This window comes from Tumebacillus algifaecis (genome assembly GCF_002243515.1).
GTDB lineage: Bacteria > Bacillota > Bacilli > Tumebacillales > Tumebacillaceae > Tumebacillus_A > Tumebacillus_A algifaecis.
Map to the genome: position 1 here is coordinate 2998107 of NZ_CP022657.1, position 18910 is coordinate 3017016.

Here is an 18910-nt window from a genome sequence, read left to right on the forward strand (position 1 = left end):
TGCCAGTCGCTCCGGTCATGCCCCATTCAGGAAGCTATCCAAACAAAAAAAGCCGCAGTCCACGTAGACCACAGCTTCGATCAAATGTTCATCTTCAAACCTAACATACACCAATCCACCGATAAGATACTCCCGCTTTCGGCAAACGGGTCTCCTCGCACAGCATATTACATCTTTCATTTGTTACCGCCGTGCTCCGAGTATCTGCCAAAGAAAGGCTCCTGTATCACTCACCTTATCAGCACACCATTTGAATACGTGTGCACCTTAGCATCCCATGATCGCCAACCTGCATGTGACGTGGACCCAGTTCTACCTTGCTGCCATCGAATAGGATGGACGGCTAGGCATTCTTTAGCCATTTCAACAATTCGCGCATGATTTCCGCTTGCTCCGGTTCGTTGAACAGCTCATGGTAGCACTGTGGATACAAGATAAACTTGTTGTTCTCCCGCATCGACAGACTGCGGAAAAATGGTTCTGCTTCTTCTGGTGCGACGATTTTATCCGAACCAGCCTGCATCAGCAAGATCGGAACGCCAATCTTGTCGGCTTCACGTTTTGCCAGCGCCGTGGCGCGCTGAATTTCGTAAAACCAGCGAGCACTGACTACACCGCCGCACAACGGATCTTGTTCGTAAGCGGCGACAATCTCTGGTGTGCGAGTTAAAAAGGCTGTGCTGATATTGCTTGGCAAGCGCAGTTTGGGAAGAACACGGTCGAGTACTTTGGCGATCGAACGCTTCCACGCCGGGATTTCCACTGCGACTCGCAGGAGCGGTGAAGTTAAGACCGCACCGACGATCTGCTCATGCATCGCCCCACGCTCCTGTAAAAAGCGCACCGCTACCAAACCACCCATGCTGTGCCCGATGATCGCGACGCTTCCCGCCGCCCCTACCAGTTGTTTCGCTTGGCGCACCCAACCTTCAACCGCATCCAGGTATTGATCGAAGTGATCAATGTGCCCGTGCAGTCCCGGCGAATGACCAAAGCCGGGCAAATCACCGGTGACGACCGCGATTCCATGTTCATTCAGTTCTTGTATCACATGCGCATAGCGGGCGCTGTGGTCAGACGCGCCATGAATCAGGACGGCAGCCAAGCCGCCAGAGCGGTCGGCCGGAAAAGTTTTTGTGTGAATGTCCTGCATACTCTCTTCTCCTATCCCCAATTTTGATCAGGTTTGTTCTGCTTGATGTCCAACTTCCATATACTCGCACTAAAACGGTCGGAAAGGGGGTAATCTGTGGAAGATCGAATGTTTTACCTCATCCGTGATACGGTAGGGATCGCAGGAAATCTGGCTGAGATAATCGGCATCCTCTTTCTGTTCACTCAGTTCCGACGCCCTTCCGCGCCGCAATCCAAAACAAAAGTCCCCGTCAAACCCCGGTCCGTTCGCCCGTCTGCTCCCCGCACGTACGATGTCCGCTCTTATGACGCCCAATAGTCCAGCCAACCGCCCGACGCTTGTTCAGGCGGTTTTTTGGCCTGCGCTCATGCTGATCCTACAGCTTATTTCGTCCCGCTGCACAACTTTCCTCCGAGCACTTTTGAAAAAGCTCCACGATTCTCACGCAAAGCGGTTTACTAATGATCAGGCCAGCGTCCCCAAAAAACTTTTGACAAAAAAAGAGCGCTCCGCAGCGCCCTTACTTATTTCATCTCAGCCAACACTTTCTGGTCGAGCAAAATGATATGCCGTTTTTTCACATCAATCCAGCTATTTGCTTTGAACTCATTTAGAATCTTGCTCGTTGTCTCCCGTGTAGATCCGATCAAAGAAGCAATGTCTTCATGCGTCAGTTTGATCCCGATCTGCACGCCGCCGTCCACGCGCTCGCCGTGAATATCGGCCAACTTAAGGAGCAGGCGGGAAAGACGAGTCTGTACATCGTAGAACACGAGATGTTCAATTTGTTCCTGCGCTTCGCTCAAGCGATGCTCGACAATTTGTGCCAATTTCAGCGACACGCTCGGATTGCGCATCGCAATTTTTTCGAATTCCTTTTTATCGATCGCACAGATTTGTGCTTCGTCCAAAACCTCTGCAAAATTGCGGCGCGGCTCATCGGCGAACAGCGCATTCTCGCCAAACACATCGCCTGGCTCTAAGATCACCAAAGTGAAATGCTTGCCTGTCTCCGAAAGGCGTGAGATGCGCACGCGTCCGGATTTCAGCATATATACCTGATTGCCCGGATCATCCGGCGTGAAGATATACTCCCGCTTTGGAATCACAGTCGGCTGGCTGCCGCGCCCAAGCATGTCGAGTTCATCTTCGGTCAAATCTTTGAACAACTCATATTGTCCGAGGTAGCAGATTGCACATTCGTTCATTGAACTGCCCTCCCCATACTCAAAAAGTGATTTCGTATCGCAATACTTCCCTTTATAGAGTACCACAGGCGTGACATACGCTCAAACATCGTATTGGTCATTATTGCCCTGTTTGCTCTCAAGGTGTACGGAATAGAGTCACTTTACTTTCAAAAGCGCCCCGTGATGCACATTATGTTAGCGGTTTTGTTAGCAAAACTGTTAGCGATGACAGCGACTGCAAAATGCATGATTGGTTGAAGTAAAAATGTGTACCCCAAACGGCCGCTACTCTTTTCGGAGTTGCGGCCGTTTTCCTTTACTCTTCCTATAAGTACCTTATTTAGCAGATCTGTCATCATTACAAAACACCAGGTCTGCCACGATCACGACTTGGCCTCTACATTCAGTATTACTGCCGCCCTTGCCAGTCCTAGGAAAATGTGACCTTCTTCGCGTTCTGCAAAAATGGCCACGTTATCAGCCGAGAGAGTGCGTGACCTACAGGGTCTTCGCGCTTTTTTAAGGTGTGAGTAGGTACGAACTTGGAGTTTAGATAAATTAGCACACTGGTTACGCTACAAGTGGAAGGGCGGGCGGATCGTCGAGGTGGCGGTGGTGCCGAAGTGGGTATGTGGCGACCAGCTCATGGGGCATGATCTGTGCGGCAGTTTTTATCTTTGTTCGAAATCGCCTCAATTGTGATAAAATGATTACTAGATAAAATAATAAATGAGGAGCTGCGTCTAACGTGCCTTATACTCGCGATTTGGAAGATGTTGTCGTTGCCTTGAAAAAAGCTAAAAGAGAAGGAACTTATGTTAATCTTCTGATTGGTGCAGGGTGTTCAGTCACTGCTGGAATTCCAGCTGCAGCAGGCATCCTTGATGCGATTGAAGAAGCTTTCCCGCGAGAGTATAAAAGAGTAGAACAAAAAGACTATGCAACTTGTATGTCAAAGCTCACAACTCGCGAGCGTAAAAGTCTGATAAGTGATTTTGTCAATAATGCAAGCCTCAATTGGACACATATAACAATTGCCCACCTAATGAAATCAGGATTTATTAACCGAGTGCTTACAACAAACTTTGACAACTTGATATTGCGCGCTTGTGCTCTCCTAGATGTTTACCCTGCAATATATGACTTAGCCACTTCGAAGGACTTCAGATCTGATTTGCTTCTTGAAGATAAATCAGTATTTCACCTACACGGTCAACATACAGGGTTTATCTTGTGTAACACTGAAGATGAGGTTCAAGAACAATTCGATAATCTTAAACCGATCTATGACCACCTCAAACAAAACAGTATGTGGATTATCGTTGGCTATAGTGGTTTAAATGACTCGGTTTTTCAACTATTGGAGACTGAAAATTCTTTTGAACACCGACTCTTCTGGGTCGGATATAAAGACTCCGAGCCAGCTCCCCACCTTACGAAGAACCTGATTCAAGAGAAAAATTATGCATTTTACGTGAAAGGTTACGATTCTGATTCATTCTTCGTTTCTCTTGCAAGACAATTGGAAAAATTCCCTCCTGAATTTATTGTTCGCCCATTCTCTCACCTGAGTAAGCTTTTGGAGAATGTGCAGTATTACACACTACCACTCGAAGAAACAATGTTTAAACTCGATGCTTTAAATGCTTCAACCACAAACATCGTGAAAGAGGCAGTTCAACGCATCGAAAACGATAGTACAATTATGGCCACTCACTTGTTAAACGCTGGTCTTCATGCTGAATTTTTCAAGTTGTTGCATAAGTGCGGGGAAGATGAACGGAAAAAGATTCTTGAGAAATTTGATAAAACGATAAAAGGAACGATCGCTGTTCATAGCCAAAACGTAGAAAAAATGGAATCCGAACTAGAACGTGATGAGAACAATGTGCAACTTCTTACCGATATTGCATTGGATTTAAGAAGAATTGGCATGCTGGGTTTTTCATTTGAGCATCTTGAAAGAGCATGTAAATATTACGAGAAGGCTACTAGTATCGATGCAGAAAACTCGTACTTGTTTACTGAGTGGGGCTCTACGTTAATCACTTTTTCTCGTATGGGTGTAGAGGTTGAAAAAGCAAATGAATACCTCATAGATGCAATCGACAAATTCGAAAAGGCTCTAGAACTAATTGACGAGCATGATGTCGGTGTTACCAGAGAAATAATTCAAATAAAGGCTCAACTCTTTTCTCTGAAAGCTGATGAGGGTGTTTTCGATGCAGATCTTAATGATTACATCATTAGAAACATCGAAGATAACCTCGAACACTTCACAAAGGATTCCGAAATTATGAGGATATTGGCAATATCCTACATGAATAGGGCAAATGAAATTGGAGATGAGACTCCAGAAGAAGCAGAAGAATTCTTGGAGAGGTCATTTGCAACTCTAATCCAGGCACGTGAAATTCTCCCAATCCCTCATGACCTCCAAATGATGTCCGAGTGTCTTCAGCACTTAGTCGAAATTTTACCTGATGGGTTCCAATCCGATTCTTTTGACCGTAATTATCGTATCATGCGTGATGCATTATTGAAGGAAATGGATGAAATATCTGAGTTTGAAGAGGATTCCCTTGCATACCAAGATGTTAAGCCTGGCATTCAGTCCATAAACAGTCTTGCTTATGTACTTATCAATAAATTGAACTTTGTTCATTCAAAAGAGTTGCTCGAAATGTACCTCGATGCAAGACCGTCCGACCCTTTTCCGATCGCAACCCTTGGCCTATGGTTCTTTAAGAACACCAACATTGATAATGCCATCGCTTTGAAACAAGGTGTTCACAATTATTCAAAAGCCATAGAAGCTGCCAAAGAGCAAGAGCATCCGCACACAGATGCCATCCAGCAGAAACTATATGTTGAATCTGCGAAATTCCTGCTTCGACGAGAGCTAAATAAGAAGGATGCTTTGGAGTCACTTTTGAAGGCTTTTGAAATGGGGGTATTGGAAGACTATCCGAGTTTGTTCGTTGAAGTTCAGGTAATGATGACGGAGTTAAATCAAGAACTAGAGGAAGATACTTTAAAGGAAACTGCCGCTGCTACTACTCCGCCATCGCTCCATCCAGAACTAGAAGTTAAAGAAAAATAAGTACTTGTGTGCTTGTCAAAATGATAAAGATTATATATCATATACTCAATTGCATGTGTCATTGACTTTATCGACACATGCAATTGAGAGCACACCAAACCTATATGTAGGAGGTGTTCAATATGAACGAAAACAAAACATCAAAAGTGGTGACCTATTCTGGGAAAAAAATCAGATAATTTAGCCTTTTAAAATAACCCCTCTCTGACATTGTTTAGAGGGGTTATTTTATTTTAAACAAGACGCACACCATAGGTAAGCGTCAAAGCTAGGTTTCCATCTGAAAGCAGATTTTGTATAATTGAGACTATATCTACAGTCGAGTGGAGGAAGAGATATGTCCGATCAAGAGCAGCAACAGGAAACCGGCCAATTAAAAACTTGCTTTGTAGTAATGCCGATCTCGGATGCGGATGGCTACCTGCCCGGCCACTTCACGCGCGTATACAACCACATTATTAAGCCGGCCTGTAAAGAAGCTGGTTTCGAAGCTTTCCGGGCCGATGATGTAAAACAGACAAACATGATCATCTTGGATATTTTGCAGCGGATTGTAGCGGCGGATCTGGTAGTCTGTGACTTGAGCTCTAAGAATCCGAACGTAATGTACGAGTTAGGGATTAGACAGGCCTTTAATCTGCCAGTAGTGCTTTTGAAAGATACCTCCACTGACAGAATTTTCGACATCTCCTCTTTACGAGATGTTGGTTATGATGAAAGCCTCCGAATTGACACAGTACAAGCTGCGGTAGTCGCACTTTCTGAATCTATACGGGAAACTTGGGTAAATCGCGATACCGATACACACTCTCTTATTAGACTTTTAGGTATAGATGCAGCCACACTTCCCGAAAAAACACAGATCGGCGCAGATACAAGATTAATACTCGAGGAATTATCAGCATTACGTTCAACGATAAATAATAGCAGTAAGCCAATTGGAGCTACCAGAATGAACGCATCAAGAACTGTGCTGGAGAATCTCGATGATTCGTTTACTAAAAACAAAATAATGCAAATTAAAAATAGTGTTGGATCGAATGTAATACACCCGCATTTTGGTTTTGGGAGAATTATTGGTCTTGACGGGGACGATGTTGCAATTGTGCGATTAGAAAATGGTGAAACAAGACGTATACATCCCCCTTACGATGGGCTCATTCACATTATAGATGCATCTGATAAGTGAACCGGAAAAAAATAAAACCTGCCCAATTGGGTGGGTTTTATTTTGAATGATGCTCAGCATAGGTAAGCGTCTACACCATTCTCTCACGGATATACGCCTGTTTCAAGATACTTAGCCAGTTGGTGCTCCTCCCCGTCGTGGTCAAAGTAACCGTCGTCTTTCATCGTTCGATACCACAGCAACAACATTTGTTTTGCTCCTGTCAACATCAGCTGAAAATTCCTCAAAAACACCGTTTGAAATTCCCCAGTTTCGCCGATCTAGCGCAAACGATTACTCATTCTGATCCGCTTGATTCTCTGACCTAAAGAACCCCGCTTTTTTCTTTTCCTTCACTCGATAACTCTCCCCCTTAATGTTGATGGTACTGGAATGGTGGAGGAGGCGGTCTAGAATGGCTGTCGCCAAGACGGTATCACCAAAGATATCTCCCCACATTCCGAAGGACTTGTTGGAAGTGAGCACGATGGATCCTTTTTCATACCTCTCCGAGACGATTTGAAAGAAGAAGTGGGCAGCTGTTTCATCCATTTTTCGATACCCAATTTCATCAATCAAGAGCATATCAGGCTTGGTGTAGGCTCGCATCTTCTGCTGAATTGAACCACTGCGATGTGCGTCTTGGAGTGTCTGAACAAGGTCATGGGCTGACGTGAAGTAGACCGTCTTACGTCGGCTGATCGCTTCCATAGCCAAAGCTACCGCTAGGTGAGTCTTCCCTACACCGGGTGGACCAAGAAGTATGACATTCTCCCGATGCTCCACAAACCGTAAGGTAGCCAGATCCCGAATCCGCCGTTCATCAATGGATGGTTGAAATTCGAAATCAAACTGATCCAATGTCTTATGGTAAGGCAGTTTCGCTAAGCGTGTCCTAGTCTTAAGATATCGCTCGTGTTTCGCCGCTAACTCCTCTTGTAGAAGCTTGTCTAGAAACTCTAAATACGTTAGATTGTGTTTAGCTGCTTCTTCCGCATGGGCATGGATGGTATCGGGAATCCGTACCCATCCAAACTGTTGAAAAGCAGCCTGCAGGCGCTCTTGTATGATCATGAGCGCATCACCCCCTCGTCCATAAGCTGATCATAGACGGCGAGAGGGCGCACAGCCACTTCAGGTATTGGATTGGACATAAGTCGAGGTGATGGTTGGCCGACCGGTTTCTCGACGCTGTCTTTTCGAATTCCATCGAAGTGGTTTTTATTTTGTACAACTTCTCGGTGTCCTGTAGCCTTTCTGTGCTCAGCGATGACTTTACCTTCGTGATAGATACGTATGCCGCCGCGACGATCATCCTTGATACGTACAAGATGACCTACAAAGCGAATTGGAACCGAGTAGCGGTTTCCTTCGTAGGAAATGAGCGTGTCTGACGACACTTTACGAACCTGATAATCCACGTAGTCAAAAGGTTCAACTGAGGGCGATTTCAAATGCTCACGGATGAGACGGTCAACAGGTCGTTCTTGCGTGGTGCCGTGCAGGCGCACATTGGAAACTGTATTCAGCCACTGGAGCGCTTGTTCATTAAGGTTCTGGAGATCCGTGAATGTCTGAACCCTCTGCCAGAAGTTTTTTCGTACATAGCCTACTCCGTTCTCTACCTTTCCCTTCGTTCTAGCCCGATAGGGGCGACAGCGGCGCAGCAAGAAACCATGATGGGAAGCGAACCGAGCGAAACGGTCATTCCAGACAACTTCCCCTTGATCGTCAGTCCCCGAAACGACCGTTTTCATGTTGTCGTAGAGGCACGTTTCAGTAATGCCGCCAAAGTATCTCATCGCCCTTTCATGGCAACCGATTAGAGTCTCAAGACGCTGATCCTCCGTAAACTCCACGTACATCATTCGAGAGTAACCCAACACCATTACAAACGCATAAAGACGTTTCTTCTTACCGTGCCAATCTACACGAAACTCGCCCCAGTCCACTTGTGCTTGTCTTCCAGGCGGGGTTTCAAATCGAACCGTGGCCTTTGAAGCAACTTGAGGTCGGAGTGGTCGCATAAAATCTCGAAGAATGGTAATGCCACCGGTATAGCCTGCGGAACGAATCTCGTCCAGAATAACAATCGCATTCAAACACCCTTCTTCCATCCTCTTTCGAACATAAGCTTTGAAAGGTGCTAACTTCTCAGGCTTTACTGTTGTCCGCTGGTAAGTTTCTAGGTACTCCTCGCGTAACCACCTACGAATCGTCTTACGATCACGGCCAAGCTCTTTCGCAATGGCCGTGATGCTCATTCCTCGTTGTTTCATCTCTTTAAGCACAAAAAATTCCCCGTTCTTGACCATAATTTCTCTCCTCTCAGAGAGATTGTCCGTTGGAAGTGGGGAATTTTCAACCGTTTATATTGAGTATTTTACAACCGTTGTTCACACTCCTCTTTGAGATCAATCCAGTTAGACATAATAATCGCCTCCCGCCCCCATTCTACGTGCGCAAGAAGAGCGCTATACCAAAACAAAAAAGCCCCGTTTGAAGGTGTGCGGTACCTTCAAACGGGGCTTTACGCATCCGCAATGGATAACAAAAGGATAGTATCATATTAACACGACTATTTTACATTGCGCAACGCATCGTCGAAGCCATATTGGTGCTCCTCACCGAATGCCGTGGCGACAAAACTACATCTCCTTACCGCTTACCCGTGTCCAATAGGACATTGCCTGTTGCGTCGTAATAAATCCTTCTACCGATTTGCATCACACTTCCCTCCTCCTATTCGAACGCCCACCAAAATACTTCGTTTCTTGTTCCGATGATACTTTCCGAGCCCCTAGCAAGAATCATGTCAAATCCTCCATTCAATCTCTGGAATTGATCGGCATCAGGACCAGTGGATGTTGTGAACGTGTATCGCCAACCACCACTATCCCAATAGTTGTAGTAGTTTCTCCATGTTGATTCGGGGATTGCGCTTGGCTGAATCGCGCAACATATTGAACCATTTCCGGAATAACCAACGACTACGCGGGGTGTAAAGTTCAAGCCGCGTATACTGATTTTATGCCTACCTGATGTTAAGACTGTATCCGAAAGGCCACTGGCAAACCGCTTACCAGTCACGATACTCCTAATCCCGTCATCGAGCTCCTGAAAGCTATGAGGGGCAGTTCCTACTACCGTGCCCCCTTTAGCGGTGATCGCGGTCGCGACTTGCGCTTTTCCGTCACCGACAGAGGTAAAAAGCTGTGCCTGTTGCGTCGCAAGTTCAGCCAGTGCCCCTTCTACGTTTTTTGTTGTGAAGCGACCCACTGTATCAGCGACGCTAATCGAGCTGGCCGCATGCGCTTCTAAAGTGGCGTTCTTGTGAGCATCCACCTTTTCCTGAGCGCCTGTAGGGGTTTCCGCGCCGATCTGCTCCACCGTCACGCCATGTGGATTGTTCTTGTCAACGGTATGATCCTCAGTAAGCTGCCTCCACTCTGCAATTCCTCCCTCAATGCGATTCATGTCCTTCTCTGACAATACATCATTGTTATTCCAGTCTGTTTTCGGAACATATGACACGTTATACAACACCTCCTTGGTCGGTACTTTGTAGCCGTTCAATTAACTTGAAGTTGAGGTGAAAAACAAAAAAGCCCCACCGAATTCGGGGCTATGTATCGTTTCGACTCTTCGATTACAGGCTTTTAAAAATTTGTATTATATAATGCGAATAAAAATATATTGTGTTACAATCATAAGCACATGATAAATAGTAAATATATAAGTTCCTGGGGGTTTACGAATGAAAAAGAAATACCTAGCAGCCAAGATTAATATTAATGAGAATATTTATGGTGACAACGTTACCGAGATGATCCAAATGATACCAGATGCAATCAAGGCTGCAAAGCATCTTCAAGTAAAACAATGGACATGGAGTTTCTCTGATATAGGAGAAATCGATGACGGTTTGTTACACGGTAAGCTTTCCAAAGCAAGAAAAGAAATAAAGGAAACATTAGATTTAAAGACTAAAACAACGCAACATACTGTTATCCCAAATTCATCTGAATCCTCGTTTTTCATATATGATCCGGTTAACGAAATATTGATTTTCGAAGAGACATCTAAATTAAACAGAGAGACATTTATTGAAATATTTCAAAGACTTGTATATTTAGGTAATATAAACATAGGGAATATAGTCATAAAACTAGTTCCCCGAAAAGATGAGTTATACAGTAAAATAAAGGGAATAGAAGTTCTTACAAAGATTGAGTTTGATCTCATCCCCCTAACATGATAGGGAAAGAGTTACTTGGTGATATGAAAGATGTCATTACGGAAGCTAAAGCGACTCGAGCAAAGTATGTTTTAGAAAATCCAAAAGGAATAAACAAAGACGGGCCGTTTATTGACAGTAGCATTGAACTAGTTTCAAACGGCTACGGAGAGGTTAAAGCCTACGGCTACAATAACGTTCCCAGTAGGAAAAAGAAAGGAAAAAAAGTCATCAAACAGAGAAAAGATTATAATTCCCGTAATTCAGTGTACTTTCAACATGCTGCTTCGACTGATGCTCAAGGAATTATTCAAGAAGTTAGACCTCTAATACAAAAGGTAATTAATTTTTTTAGAAAGGAGTGAAAAGTATGAGTTCCGGGTTCAATAAGCGCGACGAGAAAGTGTCAGTGGAAAGCCTGTCATTCTGGTCTTTGGTCAGACTTATGGAATTCGGAAATTTTTTCAAGCTCTCTTTTTTGATTTCCCTTGTAGTTTCACTACTGACATTGGCAGTTGTTCGCGAATTGCCTGAAGGATCACTAGAGGATGTTTCGAAATACATTGGAAACGTCTGCGCTCCTATATCTGGTACTCTTTTAGGAATAGTAATTGCTGGGTTAGCGATATTAACAGCTTTATCTAATGGTGGGCTTATGCAAGTTTTATTGAAGAGAAAATTATTACAAAGACTTTTAATACCATTTTGGCTCATTTCTTGTTTCTGGGCCTTAACCTTAGGTTCAGCTATCATTTTGTATATACTCTCCTGGATTCTCCCTCTTGAGATCACTCGTTGGTATATTATCGGATATTCCTTCCTGTTTACCTACTCTCTGTGCCTAACAGTCTCATTGGTGGGGGGCACAATTCAAGTAGGCGTTCTCGCTGCTGAGTTCCCTACAGACGGCAATGATACAGGCTACTCGGAGTAACAAAATGGATTTGTCTTGCAGTTCTTTTTCATATCTTTTGCGCGTGTTGAGTAAAAACCTGTGGAGAAAGAACTCTCCACAGGTTTTATAATTTCATTCAAAGCTAAGAGCCTCTCTCAATGAATCAGCGGCTACGTTAAAACACTTTCGTAACTGGTTCGTTCGCGCTCCTTCCCACATCGTGCCAGAAGCGCGGATGATGATGTCCGCCGCCGCTTTGGTCGGCTTGCCCAGATCGGTTGTGATCTCCAGTCCTACCGCCCGCCGTAGTGCATTTGCCGCGTAGTTGCATGCGACGGTGATCTCCTCGATGGAAGTTTGAGTGATCGAGCCGTACAGTGCGATCGACAACTTGGCGGCTTCGGGATCGAGGAACGGAGCTGAGGATTCAGGAACATAGTTGGCACCGAGTATTGTGCAGATTTCACGCGCCACAGCTTCAGCCGACTTGCGCTGGCTCACTTCTTTCGCCATACATTGCACATCTCCCGGATTCGTAATGAATCCGCATTCGATCAGCACCGCGTCCATAGCCGTATCACGCAGGACTTGAAAGTCGCCGTAACAGACGCCGCGATCCTTCAACCCAGTTGCCGCAGCCACGGACGCAGAGATACGCGCCGCTTTTGTCGCAAGTGCCTTGCCCTTCTGTGACGGATGGATCCACACCGCAATGCCGTGCGGATCTGCAGTCGCACCTGCATCCATATGCCAGCTCACGAACAAAGCGGCTTTAGCGTTATTCGCGATGCGCGCTCGGTACGCCAGATCCTCGCCGAGTGATTTACGCGACGGTAGCGGCAGAGCGTCCTTCTCGCGAGTCATAACGACCGATACTCCAGATCTCCGGAGAGCGTTGCGCAGGAACAAGCTCGGCGGCAACACCAGCTCCGCCTCGCGGAAGCCATTTGCCATAGCTCCGGGATCTCCGGTCGGATACACCCCGCCATGCCCTGGATCGATGCAAATAATTTTGGCCATCTTACACACCTCCAAGTAGCGCGTCTATGACCGTGTCGATCACCGAGCGATCTACACCCCAGCCGAATTGGTCAACCGCAACAAAAAGGACCGCCGAAAGAACGGCAGCCCAGAACTTTTTCGATTTGAGTTTTTGGTTCATTTCAATTTGACCTCCAAGTCTTCTTTTTTCAATTCGTCTTTCAAGTCGTCGATGTCAGCGCGCATTTCCGCGATAGCCGTCACGATCTGCTGTTGACCTGCGCTCAGTTCCGAGAGTGCCGTTTGATAACCCTCATTGTGGGCCATGAGCCTGTCCTCTCGCTCTTTGCTCTCTTGTTTCGTCTTCCATAGCATCCAGACGAAGAGCAGCGCCCACGGCCCTTGGCCTTGGAAGAACGTCAAAATTTCCACTATCCCACCCCTCTCTCCAACTCCTCAAGGATCTGTTTTAGATCGCCCGGAGTTACCCGTTCTTCCTTTTCTATGGCTAGTCCCCACGCTCTGGCAACCAGCTCCGAGCAAAACCAACGCTTCGGATCACCACGCGGCCACCGCACAGGTCGTCGGAGCAGTCGCTCCAGCCCGATCGCCAGCACGGCCGTGTAGTCGTAGCCTGCGCCGATTTTGGATAAACAAAAAGAGACCGCCTTTTCGCGCTCTCGTTGTGATGCACCTATGACGCGGATCACGTCGTAGTGCTTGTATTTGTTTAACCACTGGATGGTGACCGGCATGAGCACGTCACATTCGACGATCCGGCCGCCGCCGATGTACAGCGCCGCGTGCGTGTACGGCGAGCTGGTCAGTTTGGCGATCAGCCAAGAGACTAACCAGCGGGTCCACCTACGCGCCTCCCGGTGCTCGTCCATGCCTCGAACGAAGATAATGTCGCCCGGTGTCAGTTCCATTTGTTTGAATCGACTTCCTGCCATGTTGCCGAAGTAGCCAAGTCTACTTTCAGTTGCCAATAGCGGCCAATCTGAGCTCGCTTGTGTTGCTCAGCCTCAGCGCAGATCGCGAGGAATTGTTCACGAGTGTGGACGATGACTCCCACGTCTTCTGTCTTCCACGTTACTTTCTCAGCGGACGGGTCAGCGAGGAGCAACAGCATCTGCTGTGTGAAATTCGTCTGATCGTGCACGCCGAAAGCATAAAAGTGACCTGTCGCCGAGGACGTGAAGCCCCGAAGAATCGCGGCTTCACACGCTTCGTTTAACTGGTCTGACTTGGATTGTTTGAGTTGATCGAGTGGCACGGTGGCCGGATTCAGATCACGGTAACGCTGGTCGGCCGATTTGTTCCTGGCTTGCTCAGCTTTCAGTTGCTCCGCCAATTGTTCGATCCGCTCTTGATCGGTGAGTGGACGCGCTTCCGACTCCCACCATAGTTCCTGTGTTGCTGGATTCACGTACAACATCGGGATCTTGTACTTTTCGATGTTCACAGGCATAGGCGGTACCGACTCAACGAACAACCCTTTGGCCGAATCTTTTTCAGACAAAAGTTCCGGTTTCGAATGCTGCAGAGTAACCTTCGCTTTCTCTTCATTGATCAATTCAAATTCGATGTACTCCATATATCCAGACCTCCTACCGTAATACGATTTCTTGGGCTGCTTTTGCAACGATCCCAGAAGTGGTTAAGAATTGGTCTAGTGGAATGAAAAGCGTTTTCCCAACCACCCCATTTTTCATTGCTCCAGGGGTATGAGATTTCAGGAGTGGATTCTTATTGACGTCCTCGCTTGACCACACCACCGAGCCATTCGGGTCAATCTTCTGTGTGTACAAGCCATGATTGCAATAGACATAGCCATCAGCGTCAAATCCCAGTATTGCAGCACTATTGTCCAATTGTTTTGACCACACCACAGACCCATCGGAAGAATGTCGACTAAACATGTTTGAAAATGTTGTATAGATTCGGTCGAATTCATCAACATGCACTGAACCAACGCCACCAAATCCACTTTGAGCAACCAAAAATTTGGTCACCCCTGAAGTGCTGAACTTGCCGAAGTATCCTGATAGTACCTCGGACCCATTACCGTTGAAAATGGCATATACATTTCCCTCTGAATCAATAGCGATAGTTGACACACTAGTAGTGCGTGGCCTGATCCGCCACACCTTTTCGACAGTCGTTCCACTGATTACATATCTCCATAGGTACCCGTTTTGTGACCCCACATATATGTTTGTACCATCACAGTGAAATGCAGAGTTATCGCCAGCGCCAGCAACAGCTTCGGCACCACCAGTCAACCTCGTTGCAACACCTGAAGCTGACACAAGATAGAAATATCCTGATGTGTTCAGGTAGTACGTCTCACCTGACGGTAATGTACTGAAAAACCTGGTACTACCCGCGGCCACTGACCAGATTGTTTGTGTGGTTGAAAATGCATAAAAATTTGTGCCATTGGTTCCACGAAACGATTCGTTGGCTACAGCATGGAAGCAATAGGTGCCCGGACATGAAAACAGTCTCGTAAAAATTAATGGATGACCGAAAATTGTCGCAACTGGTATGGTGTCCCCTATGCTGAAATCCCCCACACGGATACTCGAAACACTTTCTGCCAACTCCGAGAAGCTGTGAGGGGCAGTTCCTGCAACCGTGCCCCCTTTGTCGGTGATCGCGGTTGCAACAAGTGCTTTTCCGTCACCGACAGAGGTAAAAAGCTCAGCCAGCGCCCCTTCGACGTTTGTTGCCGTGAACTGTTTAGCCGCGTCCTCAATGCTTATCGCGCTGGCTTTGTGTGCGCCAGTCGCCTTGTTGGCATGTGCATCCACTTTTGCCTGCGCTCCTGCGGGGGTTTCTGCACCAATTTTGGTGGGTGTGACGCCGTGCGGGTTGGACTTATCATCCGTATGAGCCTTGAGGTCCAACTGTTTGGCAATGCCGATTGATCTGCGCCGATCGCTCGAGGTGAGCACTTTGCTTGCATCCGTTGCAAAGTACCAGAGCGGACAATTGGCGTCTGCGACCGTCGAGGATGTGGTGATTTTCACCACTCCATCCGTGTCCAGGTACAGGTATTGCCCTTGCGTCTGATGCAGATGGATGGACCCGACAGATACTTCGATTCGGACACCTTTGACAAATGCGATACCCGCAGTCCAACTCGCCGTAAGACCAGATGCTGTAAACGCCAATCCCATTGATCCGCCACTTGTCGAAACGAAGCCAGTATTGACTTCGCCAACAATGCTCTCCGAAAAAGTGTGTGCGGCAAAGATGCCTTCCTCGATGTGATTCATTCGCGTTTCGGTAAATCTGGTCCCCTCTTGGATGACCGCCCCCGTCACAGGATCGACGATCCTATTTTGCCACGCTTGTTTTTGATAGGTCATTGTGCACCTCCCTAATTTGTGATCGTGATCGTAAAGGCGAATGCAATCATCACTCCTGCTGCTCCTTTTGTGATCGCGGTCGGCTTGATTGCCAAGGACTCACCTTCTGAATCGACCAGCGTCGCCGCATGAATCAGCCCTGTCTCTTCCTCTTCGTTGAGGTAAACATAGATCGTGACTTTGTTGTCGTCCTGTAGTCGCCGAAAAATCGGGTACGTTTTGACCTGACCATTGATGACCACAAGCGCATGATCCACATGGCCGCTCAGATCACCAGTGAGAAGACTCAGCAATTTTTGTTGAACGATCGCCACTGCCTATTCCTCCTCTCCTGCGATGAGTACCCCGCAAAGGGGTGGTTGGGTTGTTGCGAAATGCCTACCTGACTCCTGAATCGAAATCGACTCGTCGTACAACCGCCCTTCACCTCCATCGTCACAATAGAACTCACCGCAGATAGGCAAGTCCTCTTTCCATGAGTAGGATTTCGACCTAACAAAAATGGGTTCGGTCTTGATCTTCGGTTGAAACGTATGGGCAAGGAAGGCAAGCTTGTTATGCTTGATGTACTCTTCGGCCAGATCGACCACAACCGCGCGCTCCCCTTCGTCCCACTCGATGATCATCCGGTAATTTGCAGAGTCAGACACCACCCTCACATCTACCCCAAAGATCAATGAGAGGGCGGCCTCGAAGTGCAGAGTGTTGGTCGGCCCACCTCGTTGCCATTGTCGCGAAATGATACGCTTTCGTCGAGAATCAAGGTCGAGATTCTGTCCGCTCGGAAGACCAAGTTGACGCTCCCAATCTGACAGCGTTGTCACTGCCAGCTCGGTGGATAACTCTGCATACACTTTCTCAACCACTGACTGTGACACATGCATAGCAGCGGCGACCATTTTCAAGAGCTGATCAATTCCAGACGCGCCCCCGCTTTCGAACCATTTTCGGGGCAAAAACTTCCTCAGCAGATCCATTTCGTGACCCATCACGATTCAGCCACCTCGATCTCGCCTGGCACTGCAAGATCCCCAGTCGTGAGGGTGATGTCTTGCGTCGGAGCAGTCAGAGAGAAATTAAAAACGCCAGGCGTGTCATTGACCGCATTGGCAATTTTGGTCAGTCGAACTACCCCGACCTCATTCTCAGATTGGATCGCTTCCCTGATCGCGACTCGAATACGAGGGAAAACATCATCCGCCGAATAGCCGCGCTCAAGTTGAACCACCACGCGCACGTTGATCATCTTCGGGGTTGGTGGTCTGACGAGAACATTGTCAAAAGCAGCATGCGACTTGCTGATCAGATACGCCTGCACTTCGGCGATCAGCTCGTCGGATGGTATACCGTTGGAGCCCATGATGATGACATCCAGCGAACCTGGGCCACGAGCGAGCGGCAACACCATCGCACTGACCACGCCATTGATACGTTTTGCCCACATCTCGTAATCGTAGATTGTCCCGCCTTTTTCCATGTTGCGTACTTCATCTAATAGGCGGGCTCGTAACGAATCATCGAACTCCTCATCTGCACCCTCTGCGTGCAGCTCGATCACTTCAGCTGTATCAATGCCAGCCATGCCGGGCAACAACCTAACAGCAGGGGGCAAATTCCCGATGCTCCCCGCTTCTATGCACTCTACAACGCATTCCACTGCCCTTTCGCTGATCGGGACCGAGACGTCCGCAAGCGTGCGATATTCCACAGGTGGAGTGCCAACTGCCGCGATTGAGAGCAGCGACCCAACAGGCACAGGAGTTTCAAACGGGAGCGCCATGCTTTTCTGCAATCGGACAAGTAGACGGGCTCTTGTTGCAACCCTGCGCCTCACTGTGGCCGATCGTTCCCTGCAAAGCGTATCTAAATCCGCTCCGACCGCGCTGAAGATTGATCGAGCATCGTATACCGCTTCCGCTGCCAGCACGGTGTTATGTGTGACATCTCGAATCGCAAGCAACAGAGTTTTTGTCAGCGCTTGATTCGGCAAGTCTTGGATGGTTTTCTCTGGGCCCGCTACCGCTTCTACTAGTTGATGGGTGATCTCATCAGCGGATGGAAACTGGATACTCACAGCACATTCACCTCCACCTGATCGCCAATGATCATCTCAAGTCGGAACTCTCTCTCGATCGCATGAAGGCAGGCAGAGATACGTAAGCACCCATTTTCATTCACAATTTCAACTTGATCGACCTGTTGCGTGCGTGTGTCTTGTTGACAGGTCTGTACGAGTTCTCGTTGCAGCTCCTCCAAGCGAGCAGGAGACATCGAAAGCCGCGCCAAGTGAAACAGAGAAGTGCCATAATCCGGGTAATGGATCAGCTCCCCCCGATCGGTCAACAAGCGAAGAATCATTTGCTGTCGATAGTTTTCCGCTCCGGAGATCGTCACCAGATCCAATCCCAGCCATTGGACATCTTTGGCGGTTGGATCATAGAAAATGTCTGTGCCAGCACTCATCGAATCACCCCCGTCACCACAAACCCTTGGTCGGTCATCGACAAAAGAAGCTCACGGCCGACTTCTTCGTGAGAAAGAGAGACGGTGGTACGACAACCGTCGATGCGTTCACCATCAACCTGCACCGCCGCACAGTTACCTTGTACCTCTAAAAGATGCCCGATGACTGCCGCATCGCCTCCGCCGAGAGGAATGATCAGGGCGTCCGCCAAGGAGTCGTAAACAGGCAAGATGACGCAATTTTGCCCTGCGTGTGCATTTTGGACTAGCGATAGCCATCCCGTTTCTTGACCGGTCGGCACGATCCGTGCAATTCCCCTTTGCGTCGTCGCATCCACATTCACGACTATGCCTTTCATTG

21 protein-coding genes are annotated in these 18910 nt (G+C 47.6%); 5 read left to right on the plus strand and 16 right to left on the minus strand.

The features are described 5' to 3' along the window. Nucleotides 1-343 precede the first annotated feature (343 nt). Together CIG75_RS12630 and CIG75_RS12640 are read right to left on the minus strand one after the other, a co-directional pair. Complete coding sequence (locus tag CIG75_RS12630) at nucleotides 344-1153, minus strand: alpha/beta hydrolase (RefSeq protein WP_094236985.1); 810 nt, start codon at nucleotides 1151-1153, stop codon at nucleotides 344-346. A 506-nt stretch (nucleotides 1154-1659) separates the two neighbouring features. Continuing rightward, nucleotides 1660-2343: a Crp/Fnr family transcriptional regulator gene (locus tag CIG75_RS12640; RefSeq protein ID WP_094236987.1), complete on the minus strand. Its 684-nt coding sequence runs from the start codon at nucleotides 2341-2343 to the stop codon at nucleotides 1660-1662. A gap of 730 nt (nucleotides 2344-3073) precedes the next feature. Between CIG75_RS12640 and CIG75_RS12650 the strand changes: the two genes are divergently transcribed. Both CIG75_RS12650 and CIG75_RS12655 read left to right on the plus strand, forming a co-directional pair. Continuing rightward, a complete protein-coding gene (locus CIG75_RS12650; protein WP_094236989.1) occupies nucleotides 3074-5428 on the plus strand; it encodes an SIR2 family protein in 2355 nt (784 codons plus the stop codon). 337 nt (nucleotides 5429-5765) lie between these two features. After that, nucleotides 5766-6617: a hypothetical protein gene (locus CIG75_RS12655; RefSeq protein ID WP_094236990.1), complete on the plus strand. Its 852-nt coding sequence runs from the start codon at nucleotides 5766-5768 to the stop codon at nucleotides 6615-6617. A 273-nt stretch (nucleotides 6618-6890) separates the two neighbouring features. Here the strand turns inward: CIG75_RS12655 and istB are convergent, their stop codons facing one another. The 3 genes from istB to CIG75_RS12670 all read right to left on the minus strand — a co-directional run bounded on the left by istB (nucleotide 6891) and on the right by CIG75_RS12670 (nucleotide 10130). After that, the gene (gene istB, locus CIG75_RS12660) at nucleotides 6891-7670 is read right to left on the minus strand and encodes an IS21-like element helper ATPase IstB (RefSeq protein ID WP_094236991.1); all 780 of its coding nucleotides are present in this window, start codon (nucleotides 7668-7670) and stop codon (nucleotides 6891-6893) included. Then, nucleotides 7667-8911 (minus strand): IS21 family transposase, encoded by a 1245-nt coding sequence (gene istA / locus CIG75_RS12665; protein WP_094236992.1) that lies wholly within the window; start codon nucleotides 8909-8911, stop codon nucleotides 7667-7669. The genes istB and istA overlap by 4 nt, the downstream gene beginning before the upstream one ends. A 427-nt stretch (nucleotides 8912-9338) precedes the next feature. Beyond that, complete coding sequence (locus tag CIG75_RS12670; RefSeq protein ID WP_094236993.1) at nucleotides 9339-10130, minus strand: hypothetical protein; 792 nt, start codon at nucleotides 10128-10130, stop codon at nucleotides 9339-9341. Between the two features lie 223 nt (nucleotides 10131-10353). Here CIG75_RS12670 and CIG75_RS12675 point away from each other — a divergent pair, with 223 nt between their 5' ends. From CIG75_RS12675 to CIG75_RS12685, 3 genes are read left to right on the plus strand one after another with little or no spacing between them, the layout of a single operon-like run. After that, nucleotides 10354-10854: a DUF4747 family protein gene (locus CIG75_RS12675; protein ID WP_094236994.1), complete on the plus strand. Its 501-nt coding sequence runs from the start codon at nucleotides 10354-10356 to the stop codon at nucleotides 10852-10854. A 23-nt stretch (nucleotides 10855-10877) separates the two neighbouring features. Continuing rightward, complete coding sequence (locus tag CIG75_RS12680) at nucleotides 10878-11198, plus strand: hypothetical protein (protein ID WP_094236995.1); 321 nt, start codon at nucleotides 10878-10880, stop codon at nucleotides 11196-11198. A gap of 5 nt (nucleotides 11199-11203) precedes the next feature. Beyond that, the gene (locus CIG75_RS12685; protein WP_094236996.1) at nucleotides 11204-11767 is read left to right on the plus strand and encodes a hypothetical protein; all 564 of its coding nucleotides are present in this window, start codon (nucleotides 11204-11206) and stop codon (nucleotides 11765-11767) included. 93 nt (nucleotides 11768-11860) lie between these two features. Here the strand turns inward: CIG75_RS12685 and CIG75_RS12690 are convergent, their stop codons facing one another. The 11 genes from CIG75_RS12690 to CIG75_RS12735 are packed head-to-tail and all read right to left on the minus strand — an operon-like array spanning nucleotide 11861 to nucleotide 18908. After that, nucleotides 11861-12748, minus strand: coding sequence for an N-acetylmuramoyl-L-alanine amidase (locus CIG75_RS12690; RefSeq protein WP_094236997.1), 888 nt, complete (start codon nucleotides 12746-12748; stop codon nucleotides 11861-11863). Nucleotide 12749: 1 nt separating this feature from the next. Next, on the minus strand, nucleotides 12750-12890 hold the full coding sequence (locus CIG75_RS20750; RefSeq protein ID WP_157729537.1) for a hypothetical protein: 141 nt from the start codon (nucleotides 12888-12890) through the stop codon (nucleotides 12750-12752). Then, nucleotides 12887-13141 carry a BhlA/UviB family holin-like peptide gene (locus CIG75_RS12695; protein WP_157729538.1) on the minus strand — a complete coding sequence of 85 codons (255 nt, stop codon included), beginning with the start codon at nucleotides 13139-13141 and terminating at the stop codon, nucleotides 12887-12889. The genes CIG75_RS20750 and CIG75_RS12695 overlap by 4 nt, the downstream gene beginning before the upstream one ends. Continuing rightward, nucleotides 13141-13662: a C40 family peptidase gene (locus CIG75_RS12700; protein WP_157729539.1), complete on the minus strand. Its 522-nt coding sequence runs from the start codon at nucleotides 13660-13662 to the stop codon at nucleotides 13141-13143. Before CIG75_RS12700 ends, CIG75_RS12695 begins: the two co-directional genes overlap by 1 nt. Continuing rightward, nucleotides 13629-14306, minus strand: coding sequence for a DUF4376 domain-containing protein (locus tag CIG75_RS12705; RefSeq protein WP_094237000.1), 678 nt, complete (start codon nucleotides 14304-14306; stop codon nucleotides 13629-13631). Before CIG75_RS12705 ends, CIG75_RS12700 begins: the two co-directional genes overlap by 34 nt. 13 nt (nucleotides 14307-14319) lie before the next feature. Beyond that, the gene (locus tag CIG75_RS12710; protein ID WP_094237001.1) at nucleotides 14320-16086 is read right to left on the minus strand and encodes an NHL repeat-containing protein; all 1767 of its coding nucleotides are present in this window, start codon (nucleotides 16084-16086) and stop codon (nucleotides 14320-14322) included. Between the two features lie 11 nt (nucleotides 16087-16097). Beyond that, nucleotides 16098-16400, minus strand: a complete 303-nt coding sequence (locus tag CIG75_RS12715) for a hypothetical protein (RefSeq protein ID WP_094237002.1) — start codon at nucleotides 16398-16400, stop codon at nucleotides 16098-16100. Between the two features lie 3 nt (nucleotides 16401-16403). Beyond that, nucleotides 16404-17075, minus strand: a complete 672-nt coding sequence (locus CIG75_RS12720) for a putative phage tail protein (protein ID WP_094237003.1) — start codon at nucleotides 17073-17075, stop codon at nucleotides 16404-16406. Beyond that, nucleotides 17075-18160, minus strand: a complete 1086-nt coding sequence (locus CIG75_RS12725) for a baseplate J/gp47 family protein (RefSeq protein ID WP_094237004.1) — start codon at nucleotides 18158-18160, stop codon at nucleotides 17075-17077. Before CIG75_RS12725 ends, CIG75_RS12720 begins: the two co-directional genes overlap by 1 nt. After that, entirely contained in the window at nucleotides 18157-18549 is a 393-nt protein-coding gene (locus CIG75_RS12730; RefSeq protein WP_094237005.1) for a GPW/gp25 family protein, read from the minus strand. The genes CIG75_RS12725 and CIG75_RS12730 overlap by 4 nt, the downstream gene beginning before the upstream one ends. Then, nucleotides 18546-18908 (minus strand): hypothetical protein, encoded by a 363-nt coding sequence (locus CIG75_RS12735; RefSeq protein WP_094237006.1) that lies wholly within the window; start codon nucleotides 18906-18908, stop codon nucleotides 18546-18548. The genes CIG75_RS12730 and CIG75_RS12735 overlap by 4 nt, the downstream gene beginning before the upstream one ends. Nucleotides 18909-18910 lie beyond the last annotated feature (2 nt).